The organism is Mesorhizobium sp. USDA 4132 (genome assembly GCF_056279545.1).
Genome location: NZ_JBWCCP010000002.1, coordinates 1,392,168 through 1,407,379, shown reverse-complemented (window position 1 = coordinate 1,407,379; position 15,212 = coordinate 1,392,168). Strand labels below are relative to the sequence as shown.

Here is a 15,212-nt window from a genome sequence, read left to right as displayed (position 1 = left end):
CCCGGCGCGGGAGGTTTTTCTGCGCCGGGCTGTCGTCTCTCAGGACTTATTCGCCCGCCTGCCTGGCCGCACGTTCGATGACGTCGGCGACCTTCTCCGGCTGGGAGGCGAAGACGGCATGGCTTGCTTTGATTTCGATGATGTCGCTGCCGGCTCGCCGCGCCATGTCCCTTTCCAGTTCCGGGTTGATGGAGCGGTCTTCGGTGGCGACGATCGACCAGCTCTCCTTGGCGTGCCAGGCCGGATCGCCGACCTTGGCCGAGAAAGCCTCCTTGGCGGCAAACACCTGGGATCTCGCAAGGAACCGTGCTTCGTCCTTCGGCAGGTCCGCGGCGAAATCGCCGGGGAATGCGGCGGAGTCGATATAGAGATATTTGCCGTCCTTCGTCTCGCGGATGTTCATGCCGCCGGCCGGCTTGGAGCTTGCGAGGCCGAGCAGGCTTTCGCCCTTGTCGGGCTGGAACGCCGCCACGTAGACGAGGCCTGCGACATGCGGGCTGTGGCCGGCTTCGGTGATCACCATGCCGCCATAGCTGTGGCCGACGAGCAGGGTCGGGCCGTCCTGCAGGTCCAGCACCCGGTTCGTCGCGGCGATATCGTCGGCAAGCGAGGTGATCGGCTGCTGGACGATCGTGACGTTGAAGCCGCGCTTTTCGAGGATTTCGGTCGCCTTGCGCCAGGTCGAGCCGTCAGCCAGCGCGCCGTGGACGATAACGATGTTCTTGACCTCGGCGGCCTGTGCGGCGAAGGCGATGACGCTGATGGCGAGGGCAAGTGCGAAGGTGGAGATACGTCTTTTCATGAGCTTAATTCCTGTTGGTTGATATAGGATTGGGTTGGGATGAGGTTTCAGCCGAAGGTGAAGGCGTAGGCTTCGACGCCGGGATCGAGGAAGCGGATCTCGAAATTGCGCGCCTCGACATCGCCGGCCTGGCGGACGAGTTGGTAGAGTTTGGTCGTGGTCACCGTGCCGTTGCCATCCGCGTCGATATCAGCGCCGTGGTCTGTTCCCGGAACTTTGCCGTCGATCGTCACCTGGAAGCGGACCGGCTTGCCGGCGGTGGCGGGACCGAGCACGAGATGCAGGTCGCGGGCGCTGAACCGGTAGGCGATGCCGCCGCCCGGCTGGCCGAGCGTTGCCTGTTCCGCGCCGACGGTCCAGGTGCCGGAGAGGCCCCATTCGTTGAGGCTGGGCTCCTCGATCGAATAGTCGCGGGCGGCGTCGGCGAGCAGGGTTTCCCGGGAGGCGAAGTTGGTCGCGCGCTTGTAGCCGAGATAGGTTTCGCCGGAACGGACATTGCGCAGGTCCGGGCTTGTTTCGGCGCCTTTGGCGTCCGGCACCACCGGTGCGGTGGCAGCCGTCTCGCTGCCGGCTTCGCGCAGCAGGTCCTGGATGGCCTGCTCGGACTGCCGGTAATTGCCTTCGCCGAAGTGATGGTAGCGGATCTGGCCCCTGGCATCGATCAGATATTGGGCGGGCCAATAGCTGTTTTCGAAGGCGCGCCAGATCTTGTAGTCGTTGTCGATTGCGATCGGGTAGCCGATCTTGAAGTCGCCGACGGCCTTTTTGACATTGTCGATCTTCTTCTCGAAGGCGAATTCCGGGGCATGCACGCCGATCACCACGAGGCCTTGATCCTTGTACTTTTCGGCCCAGGCGCGGACGTAAGGCACGGTGCGGATGCAGTTGATGCAGGAATAGGTCCAGAAATCGACGAGCACGACCTTGCCGCGGAGCTGTTCAGCCGTCAGCGGGGCAGAGTTCAGCCACTCGACCGCGCCGTCGAGCGAAGGCGCACGGCCTTCGACCGGCAGGTTACTGCGGAACGGCCGGGTGGTATCGGCTGCCGTGATCATCATGCCATTGCTGGCGATTTCCGATGGCGAACCGGCCGATGGCTTTGCGTGGAGCCTGTCGAGTACGGCCTGTTCGAAGGAGGCGGTGCTGGCATAGGAGAGACGGGCGAGCAGGCCGGTATCGAGGCCGAGCGCGATGGCCGCGACGCCGGCAAGCACGGCGGCACCCAAGACCTGGCGGATCCGTTCGCTGACACCGAGCGAACGCTTCATCCCGGCAAAGATGTTTCCGCCGACGATGAGCGCAACGGCGAGGGAAGTTGCCGCGCCGGCCGCATAGGCAGCGAGCAGGAATGTCGTTTCAAGGTTCGCGCCCTGCAGCGCGGCACCGGTCAGGACGAGTCCGAGAATGGGGCCGGCGCAAGGCGCCCAGAGCAGGCCGGTCGCCATGCCGAGGACGAATGAACTCGCTGCGGTCGGCACCGAACCGGGTTTGCCCGAGGCATTCATGAGCTTGTTGCCGAAATCGACGACCGGCCGGGTGACGAAGCTTGCGACGCGCGGCGAGAGGAGACTGACGCCGAAAATTGCAAGCAGGATGATGGCGGCGAGCCGGCCGTATTCGTTGGCGTGGACGGCCCAGCTGCCGCCGACGGCTGCAAGCGTGGCGACGAGCGCAAACGTGGCGGCCATGCCAATGAGCATCGGCAATGTGCTGCGGACGAACGGCTGTCCGGCGCGCGCAAAGACGAAGGGAAGAATAGGGAGAATACACGGGCTGAGGATCGTCAGCGCCCCTCCGAGATAGGCAATGATAAGAAGCGTCATCATCGTTTCCTTTGAAACCGGATGTTCGGGTTCTGGGCGGCGATGCGGCTCGACCAGCAACGGTGCCAATCTGGTCGGCGCGACGTATCCCGGATGTGTCCGGGTTCGTGGGGAAATGTACCGAAATGTAGAAATTCGCCCGGCGCGCTACAGAGCGACACAAATCGCCAGGCGCGGCGGAAGGTGCCCAGATCGGCAGTGCCTGAATTGTATCAGAACGTATCTCGACGGCCGGATGCTACATCCGCATTCAAAACCCGCGGCTCGGGACACATCGGGGATACATGGCCAGGGCTCTTTTCCGATCGTGTTCAACACGAATTGGAGAGATCGATGTCCGACCCAATCAACCACCAGCGTCGCCGCTTCTTCGGTGTTGCCGCCATGACCGTTGCAGCGGTCGAATTCGGAATGACCGGTACTGCCGGAGCTCAGGCTCCCGTAACGTCACTGACTCCGGCCGAGGCCGGCACCAACACGTCCTTCGAAACGCTGAAGCAGGTCAAGGCCGGGGTGCTAGATGTGGGGTATGCGGAGGTCGGTCCGGCCAACGGGCCCGTCGTCCTGCTGCTGCATGGCTGGCCCTACGACATCTATAGCTTCGTGGATGTCGCACCGCTGCTAGCCTCAGCCGGTTACCGGGTCATCGTGCCCTATCTCAGGGGTTACGGCACGACACGCTTTTTGTCGAAGGATACGCCGCGCAACGGCCAACAGTCGGCCATCGCGGCCGATATGATCGCGCTCCTGGATGCGCTCGGAATCGACAAGGCGGTCGTTGCCGCTTTCGACTGGGGCGCCAGGACCGCCAACATCATAGCGACGCTCTGGCCGGAACGCTGCAAGGCGATGGTATCGGTCAGCGGCTACCTGATCGGCAGCCCGGAAATCAACAAGAAGCCCTTGCCGCCGAAAGCCGAGCTTGCCTGGTGGTACCAGTTCTATTTCGCCAGCGAACGCGGCCGGCTTGGCTATGAGCAGAACCGGCGCGACTTCAATAAGCTCATCTGGCAGACGGCCTCGCCCACCTGGAAATTCGACAACGCGACCTTTGAAAGATCCGCCGCCGCATTCGACAATCCAGACCACGTCGAGATCGTCGTCCATAACTACCGCTGGCGGCTGGGCCTTGTCGAAGGCGAGGCCCAGTTCGATGCCCTGGAAAAACAGCTCGCCACGGGGCCAATGATCTCGGTGCCGACCATCACCATGGAGGGCGATGCCAACGGCGCGCCGCATGCCGAACCTTCGGCCTATGCGGGCAAGTTCTCCGGAAAATACGAGCATCGCACCATTAGCGGCGGGATCGGTCACAATCTTCCGCAGGAAGCCCCGCGGGCCTTTACGCAAGCGATACTCGACGTTGACCGGTTCTAAATCTCCAAGGCTGCCGCGGAGATATTTCTGGGCTTCGCGGCAGCCATCCTGCGGTTTAAAGAAGGATGGGCGGTGCGATACCGTCTCATCGGACAAGGATTTGAAGCCCGAAAATGGATCATATCGACCATATCCTGATCGTCGATGACGACCGCGAAATCCGCGAACTGGTATCGAGCTATCTGAAGAAGAACGGGCTTCGCGCGACGGTGGCCGCGGATGGCCGCCAGATGCGCAGTTTTCTCGAGGCCAATTCGGTCGATCTGATCGTGCTCGACGTGATGATGCCGGGTGATGATGGTCTGGTGCTCTGCCGCGAACTCAGGGCCGGCAAGCACAAGACGACGCCGATCCTGATGTTGACCGCCCGCAGCGACGAGATGGACCGGATCATCGGGCTCGAAATGGGTGCCGACGATTATCTGCCGAAACCGTTTGCCGCGCGCGAATTGCTGGCGCGCATCAAGGCCGTCCTGCGCCGGACGCGCATGCTGCCGCCCAACCTGCAGATCAGCGAAGCAGGCCAGTTGCTGAGCTTCGGTGACTGGCGGCTCGATACGATCGGCCGCCATCTGCTCGACAAACAGGGCACGGAAATCGCGCTGAGCGGCGCCGAATACCGGCTGCTGCGGGTCTTCATCGACCATCCGCAGCGCGTGCTCAACCGCGACCAGATCCTCAACCTCACGCAAGGCCGTGATGCCGATCTTTTCGACCGGTCGATCGACCTTCTGGTGAGCCGGCTTCGCCAGCGGCTCGGCGACGATGCGCGCGAGCCGACCTATATCAAGACCGTGCGCAGCGAAGGTTACGTCTTCTCGGTCCCCGTTGCGATCTCGGAGCCGAAGCCGTGAGCGCTAGCGTCTCCCGTTATTTGGGAAAATTATGGCCGAGCACCCTGCGTGCCCGGCTTTTCCTCATCCTGTTTGCAGGCCTCGCGATCGCCTATGGGCTCTCCTTCGGCATCCTCTTCATCGAACGTTACATGTCGGCAAAGGCCGTCATGCTCGGCACGCTTGAAAACGATCTTGCGACATCGATCGCCATCCTCGACCGGCTGCCGGCCGGCGAGCGGGCCGATTGGCTGGATCGGCTGAGCCGCGGCAACTACCGCCTGGTGCTCGGCCCGGGGATTGCCGGCGTGCCGGATGTGTCGGGCCGGGGCGCGGAGATTACCGGCAAGATCGAGGAGGCGGTCGGGCATCGGTTTCCGCTGCGGGTGGAGTCCATTCCCGGTGACGGCAGACGGCTGCAGGGTCATCTCACCCTTTCCGACGGCTCTCCACTCACCATCGACGTTACCCCGACCGGTGTCATGCCGATCGCCGAATGGCTTCCTTACGTGTTCGCCATCCAGATGGCGCTTCTGGTGGTCTGCACCTGGCTTGCGGTCCGGCAGGCGATCCGTCCGCTCGGAGACCTTGCGGCCGCCGCCGATGCGCTCGATCCCAACAGGAAGGGCCCGCCCTTGAGCGAGACCGGCCCGAGCGAAGTCGCCCATGCTGCACGGGCCTTCAACGCCATGCGCGACAGGATCGCCCACTATCTCGAGGAACGGGTGCAGATTCTCGCCGCCATCGCCCATGATCTGCAGACGCCGATCACCCGCATGCGGCTGCGCGCCGACATGGCGGACGATTCGCCCGAGCGGGATAAACTGGTGCATGACCTCGGCGAGATCGAGCGGCTGGTGCAGGACGGCATAGCCTATGCGCGCAGCGCGCATGGCAATGGCGAGAAAATTTCCCGCATCGACCTTGCCTCGTTCATCGACAGCATTGCCTATGACTATCAGGACACCGGCAAGGCGGTGACCGTGCTGGGCGTTGTCCAGGGGACTGCGTCCACCAAGCCGTATGCCCTGCGCCGCATCCTGTCGAACTTTATCGACAACGCCGTGAAATTTGCCGGCGCGGCCGAGATCGGCGTTGAGCGACGAGGCGAGGGCGACCTCGCAATTACGGTCCTCGATCGGGGGCCGGGAATTCCGGAAGATATGCTGGAGGCTGCGATGCAGCCGTTCTTCAGGCTGGAGCAATCCCGCAACCGCGAGACCGGCGGTACGGGACTTGGCCTTGCCATCGCCCAGCAACTGGCCGCAGCGATCGGCGGTTCGGTCAGGCTCTACAATCGCGCCGGCGGCGGGCTGGCCGCTGAAATCACCATCCGCTGATCTCGGAGAGCGGCCGAAATTCTCGAAGCGTTTTGTATGAGAGAATGTCCGGCGAGGCCGGCATTACGCTTCGATACATTTCCGGTGATTTTAGAAACATGCCGGATATATCGACCCGTCAAACCACTCCCCGTCAACGGATGCCGCAATCGGCGACACGAACAAAGGAGTGTTCCATGACCACGATCGACAAGGTTCTCTATACCGGCAAGACGCATACCACCGGCGGGCGCGATGGGTTCTCGCGCAGTGACGATGCGCAGCTGGACGTCAAGCTTTCGCCTCCCGGCAGCCCCCATGCCGGTACCAATCCCGAGCAGCTCTTTGCAGCCGGATGGTCGGCCTGTTTCATCGGCGCCATGGGGATTGCAGCGGGCAAGCGGAAGATCAAGCTCCCCACTGAGACGGCGGTCGATGCCGAGGTCGATCTCGGAACCACCGAGGGCGCATATTTCCTGCAGGCCCGCCTCAACATCAGCCTGCCGGGCATCGATCCGGATCTTGCCAGGGCGCTTGTCGAAGAAGCCCACCAGACCTGCCCCTATTCGAAGGCGACCCGCGGCAACATCAACGTCGAGCTGATCCTTGCCTGAGGATCGCAACGACAGGGATGAAATGCGCACTGGACGAGGCTGAGGCCTCGTCCTTGGAGAACCCAATGAAACTGGTGATTATCTACCTCCTCGGAGCAGCCGTATTCGCGACACCCTGCATATACGACGTAACCTCACTGGAGCCTTCGGCCTTGGCCGGCCTTCTGGTCGCGGTCTCCTCATTCTAAAGCCTGCCCGTCCAGAAAATGGCGACAACCAAAAAGAGCCCGTGGTCGCCGTTCCTGTGGTCTGCCAGCGGGCGGTCAATGGCCCGGCCCGCGCTTGACGAGGCGAAGCATGGTCGTTCCCTTCGACTGTCGAGGCAAACGACATCGGCAGGACCGCGCCTGACAACCCCAACTGGGAGTGTCAGCGTAAATTGTCCCCGCCGTCGGGATCCAGCTCTATCAGGAAAACACCTGTGCCCCCTGAGATAACGAGGTCGCTGGCCGCTTCGCCCTCTAAGGCCAGACAATCAAGTGGCCCGAGTTCAGCTGCCTCCGAACCGAAGGCGATCGTGTGGTTTCCGGTCGCAAGAACGAACCTCAAGGAGGCGGACGGCGACAGCAAGAAGGGAGCCGGCTGCCGGCTGACACGGTGTGAAAACCGGCTGCGCCGCGTCATGACGTTGAGGTCGGTTACGACGCCATTTACAAGCCTTGCCAAAACCGGCTTGTCGGCCGGAAATGGGTAAGGCTCGGAACCGAGATCGAGGATCAGGGGCTCACAGCCATCGATCGTCAGCTCCATTCCGGCGCCGGACAGGATCGACAGGGTTCGGTCGACCCCGGGAAAGATCGAGAACGGTCCGTCGGAGGCGACGGTCGCCATGCTGATGCGCCAGTCGAAATCCTCGATCGATGCGCCGGCGGGAAAGACGGCGATCTCCACCGTCTCGCCACCGCCGTTCTTCCACGGCATTCGCTTGTGGTCGGATGCGCGCAGGATTTTCATGGGACTCAGTTCCCGAGAATGCCGGGCAGGCGAAGTCCGTTTTCCCTGGCGCAATCCACGGCGATCTCGTAACCCGCATCCGCATGGCGCATGACGCCGGTGGCGGGGTCGTTCCAGAGAACCCGTTCAATGCGGCGGTCGGCATCCTCGCTGCCGTCGCAGCAGATGACCATGCCGGAATGCTGTGAATACCCCATGCCGACGCCGCCGCCGTGATGCAGTGACACCCAGGTCGCACCGGACGCCGTGTTCAAAAGCGCATTCAGGAGCGGCCAGTCGGATACCGCATCCGAGCCGTCCTTCATCGCTTCCGTCTCCCGGTTGGGAGAGGCGACCGATCCGGAGTCGAGGTGGTCGCGGCCGATCACGATCGGCGCCTTCAGCTCGCCATTGCGGACCATCTCGTTGAAGGCGAGGCCGAGCTTGTGGCGCACGCCGAGGCCCACCCAGCAGATGCGCGCCGGCAGGCCCTGGAAGGAAATCCGTTCGCGCGCCATGTCGAGCCAGTTGTGGAGATGCGCGTCGTCCGGCAGCAGTTCCTTCACCTTTGCGTCGGTGCGGTAGATGTCTTCCGGATCGCCGGAAAGCGCCGCCCAGCGGAACGGGCCGATGCCGCGGCAGAACAGCGGACGGATATAGGCCGGCACGAAGCCCGGGAAGGCGAAGGCGTTTTCCAGCCCCTCGTCCTTGGCGACCTGGCGGATGTTGTTGCCGTAGTCGAGCGTCGGGATGCCAGCGTTCCAGAAGGCGATCATCGCCTCCACATGTTCGCGCATTGAGGCGCGGGCGGCTTTTTCCACCGCCTTCGGATCGCTTTCGCGCCTGGCTTTCCATTCGGCGATCGTCCAGCCCTTCGGCAGGTAGCCGTTGATCGGGTCATGGGCCGACGTCTGGTCGGTGACCATGTCCGGACGGATGCCGCGACGAACCATTTCGGGAAGGATTTCCGCGGCATTGCCGAGCAGGCCGACGGATGTTGCCTCGCCGGCTGCCGTCCAGCGGGTGATCATCTCCATGGCTTCGTCAAGCGTTTCCGCTTTCGCGTCGACATAGCGGGTGCGGAGGCGAAAATCGATGCTGTCCGGGTTGCATTCGACCGCCAGGCAGCAGGCGCCGGCCATGACGGCGGCGAGCGGCTGGGCGCCGCCCATGCCGCCGAGGCCGCCGGTCAGGATCCATTTTCCCTTGAGATTGCCGCCATAATGCTGGCGGCCGGCTTCCACGAACGTCTCATAGGTGCCCTGCACGATGCCCTGGGTGCCGATATAGATCCACGAACCGGCGGTCATCTGGCCGTACATGGCCAGCCCTTTCCTATCGAGCTCGTTGAAATGGTCCCAGGTGGCCCAATGGGGCACGAGGTTGGAGTTGGCGATCAGCACGCGAGGCGCGTGCTTGTGAGTGCGGAACACGCCGACCGGCTTGCCCGATTGCACCAGCAGCGTTTCCTCCTCCGTGAGCGTCTTCAGCGTCGCAACGATCCGGTCGAAATCGTCCCAGGTGCGGGCGGCGCGTCCGATGCCGCCATAAACGACCAACTCGTTGGGGTTTTCCGCCACGTCCGGATCGAGATTGTTCATCAACATGCGCAACGGCGCTTCCGTCATCCAGCTTTTGGTGTTGAGCTGGTTGCCGCGCGGGGCGCGGATTTCGCGGATATTGTGGCGGGGATTGGTCATCGGAACGTTCCCTTTATCGGTTGTTGTTTTTCTGTGACGCGAGGCCGAGGGCGATCCGCTCGATCCGCGTCAGGATATCTTTCAGATGGACGCGCAGCTGCTCTGCCTTGCCCGGATGGTAGGCAAAGGGCAGGGCCTCCGCCGCAAGGTGGGTGGACTGGGCAAGTTCCATCTGGATAGCGTGGACGCCGGTTTCCGGCCTGCCGTAAAACCGTGTCGTCCAGCCGCCCTTGAAGCGGCCGTTGAGGATGCCGGTGTAGCCCGAAGCTGCAGTTGTCACATCGAGCGCCGCCTGTTCGATTTCCGGCGCGCAGGTTTGGCCCATATCCGTGCCGATGTTGAAGTCAGGCAGGGTGCCCTCGAACAGGAACGGGATATGCGAGCGGATCGAGTGACAATCGTAGAGCACGGCAATGCCGTGAATGGATTTGACCCGTTCGATCTCGGCCGCAAGTGCGGCATGATAGGGCGCATGGAAATCCCGCAGCCGCTCTCTGGTGTCGGCCCCGGTCGGCGCGGCGCCAGGCTTCCAGATGCTCTTGCCGTCGAAATCCGTCTCCGGGATCAGGCCTGTTGTGTTCTGGCCAGGATAGAGGCTGGCACCCTGCGGATCGCGGTTGGCGTCGATCACGTAGCGGTGGAACGTGGCGCGCACCGTCGTTGCATCCGCCAGAAGGCCATCATAGAGTTCATGGATGTGCCAGTCCGTATCGGCAAGCAGGCGACCGTTGTCGTTCAGACGGTCCCAGATCACTGGGGGCACATCGGTTCCCGTATGCGGAAAGCCGAGAATGACGGGAGACGTGCCCTGTCTCACTTCAAAGACAGCCATTTCACGCCTCCAGGACCGGCAGGATATCCGCGGAAACGGACGCGGCGAGCGCGCTTGAAGCAACGAGATCTGTCGCCGCCTTGAGGTCGTTTGCCATGTAGCGGTCCTCTTCCAGGCTAGGAACAACGGAGCGGATGGTGGCGATCACCTTCTGGAGTTCGGGACTGGTCGTCAGCGGCTTGCGCAGTTCCACGCCCTGCGCTGCCGTCAGTGCCTCGATGCCGATGATGGTCGCGAGATTGTCGGTCATCTGCAGAAGCCGGCGTGCCCCGTGGCAGGCCATCGAAACATGGTCTTCCTGGTTGGCGGAGGTCGGCGTCGAATCGACCGAGGCCGGATGCGACATCTGCTTGTTTTCCGACATCAGGGCGGCGGACGTGACTTCCGCGATCATCAGCCCGGAATTGAGCCCCGGCTTTTTCGCAAGAAACGCCGGCAGTCCGTAGGAGAGGGCCGGGTCAACCAAAAGCGCAATGCGGCGCTGGGAGATCGCACCAATTTCGCAGACGGCAAGCGCGATCTGATCGGCAGCAAAGGCCACCGGTTCGGCGTGGAAATTGCCGCCGGAAACGACGGTGTCATCCGAAAGCACCAGCGGATTGTCGGTCACCGCATTGGCCTCGATCTCGAGCGTGCGGGCGACGGAGCGCAGGAGGTCGAGGCAGGCGCCATCCACCTGCGGCTGGCAGCGGATGCAATAGGGATCCTGCACCCGTTCGTCGCCCTGAAGATGGCTTTCGCGGATGACCGAACCCGACAACAACGCACGCAGAGCCGCGGCCGCATCGATCTGGCCCTTGTGGCCGCGAAGTGTGTGGATATCCGGATGGAAAGGTGCGGAGGAGCCCATCGCGGCATCCGTCGACATCGCGCCGGTCACCAGTGCTGTCTGGGCGGCGCGATGGGCACGGAACAGACCGGCCAATGCCAGGGCCGTGGAGGTCTGGGTACCGTTGATCAGGGCAAGACCTTCCTTGGCGGCGAGCACGACCGGCTTCAGTCCGGCCTTCGCGAAGGCCTCGGCAGCCGGCAGCAGACTGCCTCGATAGAAGGCCTCGCCTTCGCCCATCATCACGGCCGCCATATGCGCAAGCGGCGCGAGATCGCCAGACGCGCCGACCGAGCCTTTTTCCGGGATGAGCGGGATCACGCCCTTTTCCAGCATCGCCTCGATCAGGCGCACCAGTTCGAGCCGGACGCCAGAGGCGCCACGGCCGAGCGAGACGAGCTTCAGCGCCATGATCAGGCGGACGATATTCTCGGCAAGCGGAGCGCCGACGCCGCAGCAATGCGACAGGATCAGATTGCGCTGGAGCGTCGCGACATCGGCGCTGTCGATCTTGATCGAGGCCAGTTTTCCGAAGCCGGTATTGATGCCGTATACCGGCTCGTTGCCGGCCGCAATCTGGGCGATCCGCGCCGCAGCCTTCTCTATCCCCGCGTCGAACAAAGGATCGATCCGAACCGGCGTGCCGTTCCAGTAGATGTCCTGAAGCTCGCGAAGGCTCACCGAGCCGGGTGTCAGAACGATGCTCATGCGGAAACCCTCTTGCCCTTGAAGATGCGCGCTGCCAGCGGATTGAAGCCGATGCGATAGACGAGCTCCGCCGGCCGCTCGATATCCCAGATCGCGAAGTCGGCGGATTTGCCGACTTCGAGCGTGCCGGTTTCGGCCTGAAGGCCGAGTGCGCGTGCAGCCTCCCGCGTGACGCCGGCAAGGCATTCCTCGACCGTCAGGCCGAACAGTGTCGCGCCCATGTTCATGATCATGAGCAGCGAGGTCAGCGGCGAGGTGCCGGGATTGCTGTCGGTCGCCAGCGCGATACGGGTGCCGGCGTCGCGCAGTGCCTGGACAGGCGGCGCCTGCTTTTCGCGAAGCGTATAGAAGGCGCCCGGCAGCAGCACGGCGACTGTGCCTGCCTGCGCCATCGCCCCGGCATCCGCCGCGGAAAGATATTCGAGGTGGTCGGCCGACAGCGCGCCATAGGAGGAAGCAAGGCGCGCGCCGCCGAGATCGGACAGCTGTTCAGCATGCAGCTTGACGGGAAGGCCAAACGCTTTCGCCCTGTCGAAAACCCGGGCGATTTCGGCCGGCGAGAAGGCGATGCCTTCGCAGAAACCGTCGACCGCATCGACGAGCCCTTGCGAATGCGCAGCCTCAAGGCCCGGCAGAACCACGTCGGCAATATAATCGCCGTTGCGGCCCTTGTAGTCTGGCGGTGTCGCGTGCGCGGCAAGCCAGCTGGTAACGATACGCACCGGCCGGACTTCGCCGAGCCGGCGGGCGACCCGCAGCATCTTGAGTTCACCTTCGATATTCAGCGCATAGCCGGATTTGATCTCGACCGTGCAGAGGCCCTCGGCCAGAAGCGTGTCCAGCCTGCGGAGCGCTTGCTCAAGGAGCTCGTCTTCCGAGAGGGCATTGGTTGCCTTCACAGAGGAGATGATGCCGCCGCCGGCCCGTGCGATCTCCTCGTAGGTCGATCCCGCCAGGCGCATTTCGAATTCCATCGCGCGGTCGCCGCCGAATACCAGATGGGTATGGCAGTCGATCAGGGCCGGGGTGATCCACCGCCCGCCGCAATCGGTTTTGTGTTCAGATTTCTCAAAATCGGCAGGCAGGTCGGCGAGTGCGCCGACGAAAGCTATCCGCCCATCGCGCACGGCGATCGCACCGGCTTCGATTATGCCGAAACCGGATGCCGAGGGAGCAAAAGTGGCGATCCGCGCATTGTGCCAAAGCGATGCGGAGCCTGCTGCAGATTTTGAAGAATCTTCCCCATCCATAAGCTTTTCGCCTTTCCTTATGGAAGAACATGTATATACATAATAACCCGAGTGACAAGAAGAATTTTGGTCTCCGCGAGGAAAAGGGAAGGCGTCCATGGCCACGCTTCATGCGCAATTGGCTCTCCTGCCGGATGGATGGCAGCAGAATGTAAGGTTGACGATCGAGGCGGACCGACTTGCGGGAGTGGAGGTCGGCATCGAGGCGACGGCGGAAGACGAGTGTCACAAGGTTGTCGTGCCTGCGATGCCGAACCTGCACAGCCATGCCTTCCAGCGCGCCATGGCGGGCCTTACGGAAATTCGCGGTCCCGGCGACGACAGTTTCTGGAGCTGGCGGACGCTGATGTACAAGTTCGCGCTCTCGATAACGCCGGAACAGGTCGAGGCCGTTGCCTCACAGCTCTATATGGAAATGCTGGAAGCCGGCTTTTCGCGGGTGGGGGAATTCCACTATCTCCACCACGACAGGGATGGCGGCCACTACGCCAATATCGCCGAGATGGCCGAGCGCATCGGCGCGGCGAGTGCGGAGGCGGGAATCGGCCTGACCCTCCTGCCGGTCTTCTATGCGCATTCCGGCTTCGGCGGCGTTTCGCCGATCGAAGGCCAGCGCCGTTTCATCCATTCTGTCGAGGATTTCGCCAAGACGATGGAAGGTTGCCGTCGCCTGACTGCGGCCATGCCCGGCGCCAAACTTGGCGTCGCGCCCCATAGCCTCCGCGCAGTAATTCCGCAGGAACTCCATGAGGTCGTGCAGATGGCAGGCGAAGGGCCTGTGCATATCCACATCGCCGAACAGGTGAAGGAGGTCGAGGACTGCCTTGCCTGGTCCGGCGCCCGGCCCGTCGACTGGCTGCTTGCAAACATGCCGGTGACCGAACGTTGGTGTCTCGTCCACGCGACGCACATGACCGAGGATGAAACCTGTCGCGTGGCGGACAGCGGCGCTATTGCCGGGCTTTGCCCAATCACCGAAGCCAATCTCGGCGACGGCATCTTTCCCGGAGATCTCTTTCTCGGACGGACCGGCGGCTTCGGCATCGGTTCGGATTCGAACATACTGATTTCCGTGGCGCAGGAGTTGCGTCAGCTCGAATATTCCCAGCGCCTCGGCCTGAAGAGGCGCAACGTCGTGGCAAAGCCGGAAGGTTCGACAGGACGGCGGCTGTTCGAGACAGCGCTTTCGGGTGGCGGAACGGCGCTCCACGCCGCCGCCGGCTTGGCTCCCGGCAATTACGCGGATATCGTCTCGCTCGACGTCAATGAAGTTCCCTATCTTGCTGCCGATCAGATTCTCGATCATTGGATATTTGCGGGCGGCATTGCCGTGGATTGCGTCTGGTCGCTTGGCCGCAAGCAGGTCGAAGGCGGGCGACATGTCCGGCGGGACGCGATCGGCCGGCGGTTCAGGATGGTAATGCAGGAATTGCTGACACTATGACGAATGGCAAGGAAGCCACCCTCCATCATCGCATTTTGAGCGACATAGAGGGACGGATCGTCTCCGGCGAATGGCCTCCCGGGTATCGCCTGCCTTTCGAGGTCGACCTTGCCGTACAATACGGCTGCTCGCGGATGACCGCCAACAAGGTGCTGACGCATCTGGCGAGGACCGGGTTGATCGAGCGGCGCAAGAAGTCCGGCAGTTTCGTGGCGCAACCGGTGACGCAGGCCGCGGTGCTCGAAATCCATAGTATCGAGGCGGAGGTCCACTCCCTCAAGCTTGCCTATTCCTACCGGCTGGAAACGCAGGTTCGACGCGAGGCCACTCCCTTGGACCGGCAGCACCTGGAGCTTTCGGAAACGGCGCCGGTCCTCGATCTCGTCTGCCTTCATCATGCCGGCGAACGACCGTTTTGCCTTGAGGAGCGGCTGATCAACCTGACGACGGTGCCCGAAGCGGAAAGCGAGGATTTTTCGAAGTCGGCGCCGGGGACCTGGCTCATCAGCCAGATCCCGTGGAGCACTGCGGAACATCGGATCTATGCCCAGTCGGCCAGCGCGGAGGTCGCAAAGAGGCTCGACATTTCCAGGAACGCAGCCTGTCTGGTCATCGAACGGCGGACCTGGGGCAGCACCGGTCCGGTAACATTCGTGCGCTTCACCTATCCGGGCGACCGGCACGCGCTGGTCGCCCGCTTCACGCCGGGCGGAGAGAACTAGGCGACGCGACCGTGCTTACCCATGTC

General features: G+C 62.9%; 14 protein-coding genes. 7 read left to right on the top strand and 7 right to left on the bottom strand.

Annotated features, from left to right (window positions below):
* Positions 1 to 46: 46 nt before the first annotated feature.
* Positions 47 to 802 (bottom strand): alpha/beta fold hydrolase, encoded by a 756-nt coding sequence (locus ACZ9IU_RS29360; RefSeq protein WP_040124333.1) that lies wholly within the window; start codon positions 800 to 802, stop codon positions 47 to 49.
* Positions 803 to 849: 47 nt separating this feature from the next.
* Positions 850 to 2,625 carry a cytochrome c biogenesis protein DipZ gene (locus tag ACZ9IU_RS29355; protein ID WP_040125709.1) on the bottom strand — a complete coding sequence of 592 codons (1,776 nt, stop codon included), beginning with the start codon at positions 2,623 to 2,625 and terminating at the stop codon, positions 850 to 852.
* A gap of 333 nt (positions 2,626 to 2,958) precedes the next feature.
* Here ACZ9IU_RS29355 and ACZ9IU_RS29350 point away from each other — a divergent pair, with 333 nt between their 5' ends.
* The 5 genes from ACZ9IU_RS29350 to ACZ9IU_RS29330 all read left to right on the top strand — a co-directional run bounded on the left by ACZ9IU_RS29350 (position 2,959) and on the right by ACZ9IU_RS29330 (position 6,956).
* On the top strand, positions 2,959 to 4,002 hold the full coding sequence (locus tag ACZ9IU_RS29350) for an alpha/beta fold hydrolase (protein WP_040124334.1): 1,044 nt from the start codon (positions 2,959 to 2,961) through the stop codon (positions 4,000 to 4,002).
* Between the two features lie 113 nt (positions 4,003 to 4,115).
* Positions 4,116 to 4,856, top strand: a complete 741-nt coding sequence (locus ACZ9IU_RS29345; RefSeq protein ID WP_040124336.1) for a response regulator — start codon at positions 4,116 to 4,118, stop codon at positions 4,854 to 4,856.
* A complete protein-coding gene (locus ACZ9IU_RS29340; RefSeq protein ID WP_040124337.1) occupies positions 4,853 to 6,175 on the top strand; it encodes an ATP-binding protein in 1,323 nt (440 codons plus the stop codon). Before ACZ9IU_RS29345 ends, ACZ9IU_RS29340 begins: the two co-directional genes overlap by 4 nt.
* Positions 6,176 to 6,351: 176 nt before the next feature.
* Positions 6,352 to 6,768 carry an organic hydroperoxide resistance protein gene (locus ACZ9IU_RS29335; RefSeq protein WP_040124338.1) on the top strand — a complete coding sequence of 139 codons (417 nt, stop codon included), beginning with the start codon at positions 6,352 to 6,354 and terminating at the stop codon, positions 6,766 to 6,768.
* A 65-nt stretch (positions 6,769 to 6,833) separates the two neighbouring features.
* The gene (locus tag ACZ9IU_RS29330; protein ID WP_040125710.1) at positions 6,834 to 6,956 is read left to right on the top strand and encodes a hypothetical protein; all 123 of its coding nucleotides are present in this window, start codon (positions 6,834 to 6,836) and stop codon (positions 6,954 to 6,956) included.
* Positions 6,957 to 7,137: 181 nt separating this feature from the next.
* Here the strand turns inward: ACZ9IU_RS29330 and ACZ9IU_RS29325 are convergent, their stop codons facing one another.
* Genes ACZ9IU_RS29325 through hutI form a run of 5 tightly spaced genes read right to left on the bottom strand, consistent with a single transcriptional unit; the run spans position 7,138 to position 13,020 of the window.
* Positions 7,138 to 7,722 (bottom strand): HutD/Ves family protein, encoded by a 585-nt coding sequence (locus tag ACZ9IU_RS29325; protein ID WP_040124339.1) that lies wholly within the window; start codon positions 7,720 to 7,722, stop codon positions 7,138 to 7,140.
* Between the two features lie 5 nt (positions 7,723 to 7,727).
* Positions 7,728 to 9,401: a urocanate hydratase gene (gene hutU, locus ACZ9IU_RS29320; RefSeq protein WP_040124340.1), complete on the bottom strand. Its 1,674-nt coding sequence runs from the start codon at positions 9,399 to 9,401 to the stop codon at positions 7,728 to 7,730.
* Positions 9,402 to 9,414: 13 nt separating this feature from the next.
* Entirely contained in the window at positions 9,415 to 10,233 is an 819-nt protein-coding gene (gene hutG, locus ACZ9IU_RS29315; protein ID WP_040124341.1) for an N-formylglutamate deformylase, read from the bottom strand.
* 1 nt (position 10,234) lies between these two features.
* A complete protein-coding gene (gene hutH / locus ACZ9IU_RS29310; RefSeq protein ID WP_040124342.1) occupies positions 10,235 to 11,770 on the bottom strand; it encodes a histidine ammonia-lyase in 1,536 nt (511 codons plus the stop codon).
* Positions 11,767 to 13,020 carry an imidazolonepropionase gene (gene hutI, locus ACZ9IU_RS29305; RefSeq protein ID WP_040124344.1) on the bottom strand — a complete coding sequence of 418 codons (1,254 nt, stop codon included), beginning with the start codon at positions 13,018 to 13,020 and terminating at the stop codon, positions 11,767 to 11,769. The genes hutH and hutI overlap by 4 nt, the downstream gene beginning before the upstream one ends.
* Before the next feature lie 97 nt (positions 13,021 to 13,117).
* Between hutI and ACZ9IU_RS29300 the strand changes: the two genes are divergently transcribed.
* Entirely contained in the window at positions 13,118 to 14,464 is a 1,347-nt protein-coding gene (locus tag ACZ9IU_RS29300; protein ID WP_040124346.1) for a formimidoylglutamate deiminase, read from the top strand.
* On the top strand, positions 14,461 to 15,186 hold the full coding sequence (hutC, locus tag ACZ9IU_RS29295) for a histidine utilization transcriptional repressor HutC (protein WP_040124348.1): 726 nt from the start codon (positions 14,461 to 14,463) through the stop codon (positions 15,184 to 15,186). Before ACZ9IU_RS29300 ends, hutC begins: the two co-directional genes overlap by 4 nt.
* Positions 15,187 to 15,212: the final 26 nt, after the last annotated feature.

Excerpts from the sequence above, each read along its gene's own strand:
- ACZ9IU_RS29360 (WP_040124333.1), bottom strand. The coding sequence starts at position 802 with ATGAAAAGACGTATCTCCACCTTCGCACTTGCCCTCGCCATCAGCGTC.
- ACZ9IU_RS29355 (WP_040125709.1), bottom strand. The coding sequence starts at position 2,625 with ATGACGCTTCTTATCATTGCCTATCTCGGAGGGGCGCTGACGATCCTC.
- ACZ9IU_RS29350 (WP_040124334.1), top strand. The coding sequence starts at position 2,959 with ATGTCCGACCCAATCAACCACCAGCGTCGCCGCTTCTTCGGTGTTGCC.
- ACZ9IU_RS29345 (WP_040124336.1), top strand. The coding sequence starts at position 4,116 with ATGGATCATATCGACCATATCCTGATCGTCGATGACGACCGCGAAATC.
- ACZ9IU_RS29335 (WP_040124338.1), top strand. The coding sequence starts at position 6,352 with ATGACCACGATCGACAAGGTTCTCTATACCGGCAAGACGCATACCACC.
- ACZ9IU_RS29330 (WP_040125710.1), top strand. The coding sequence starts at position 6,834 with ATGAAACTGGTGATTATCTACCTCCTCGGAGCAGCCGTATTCGCGACA.
- ACZ9IU_RS29325 (WP_040124339.1), bottom strand. The coding sequence starts at position 7,722 with ATGAAAATCCTGCGCGCATCCGACCACAAGCGAATGCCGTGGAAGAAC.
- hutU (WP_040124340.1), bottom strand. The coding sequence starts at position 9,401 with ATGACCAATCCCCGCCACAATATCCGCGAAATCCGCGCCCCGCGCGGC.
- hutG (WP_040124341.1), bottom strand. The coding sequence starts at position 10,233 with ATGGCTGTCTTTGAAGTGAGACAGGGCACGTCTCCCGTCATTCTCGGC.
- hutH (WP_040124342.1), bottom strand. The coding sequence starts at position 11,770 with ATGAGCATCGTTCTGACACCCGGCTCGGTGAGCCTTCGCGAGCTTCAG.
- hutI (WP_040124344.1), bottom strand. The coding sequence starts at position 13,020 with ATGGATGGGGAAGATTCTTCAAAATCTGCAGCAGGCTCCGCATCGCTT.
- ACZ9IU_RS29300 (WP_040124346.1), top strand. The coding sequence starts at position 13,118 with ATGGCCACGCTTCATGCGCAATTGGCTCTCCTGCCGGATGGATGGCAG.
- hutC (WP_040124348.1), top strand. The coding sequence starts at position 14,461 with ATGACGAATGGCAAGGAAGCCACCCTCCATCATCGCATTTTGAGCGAC.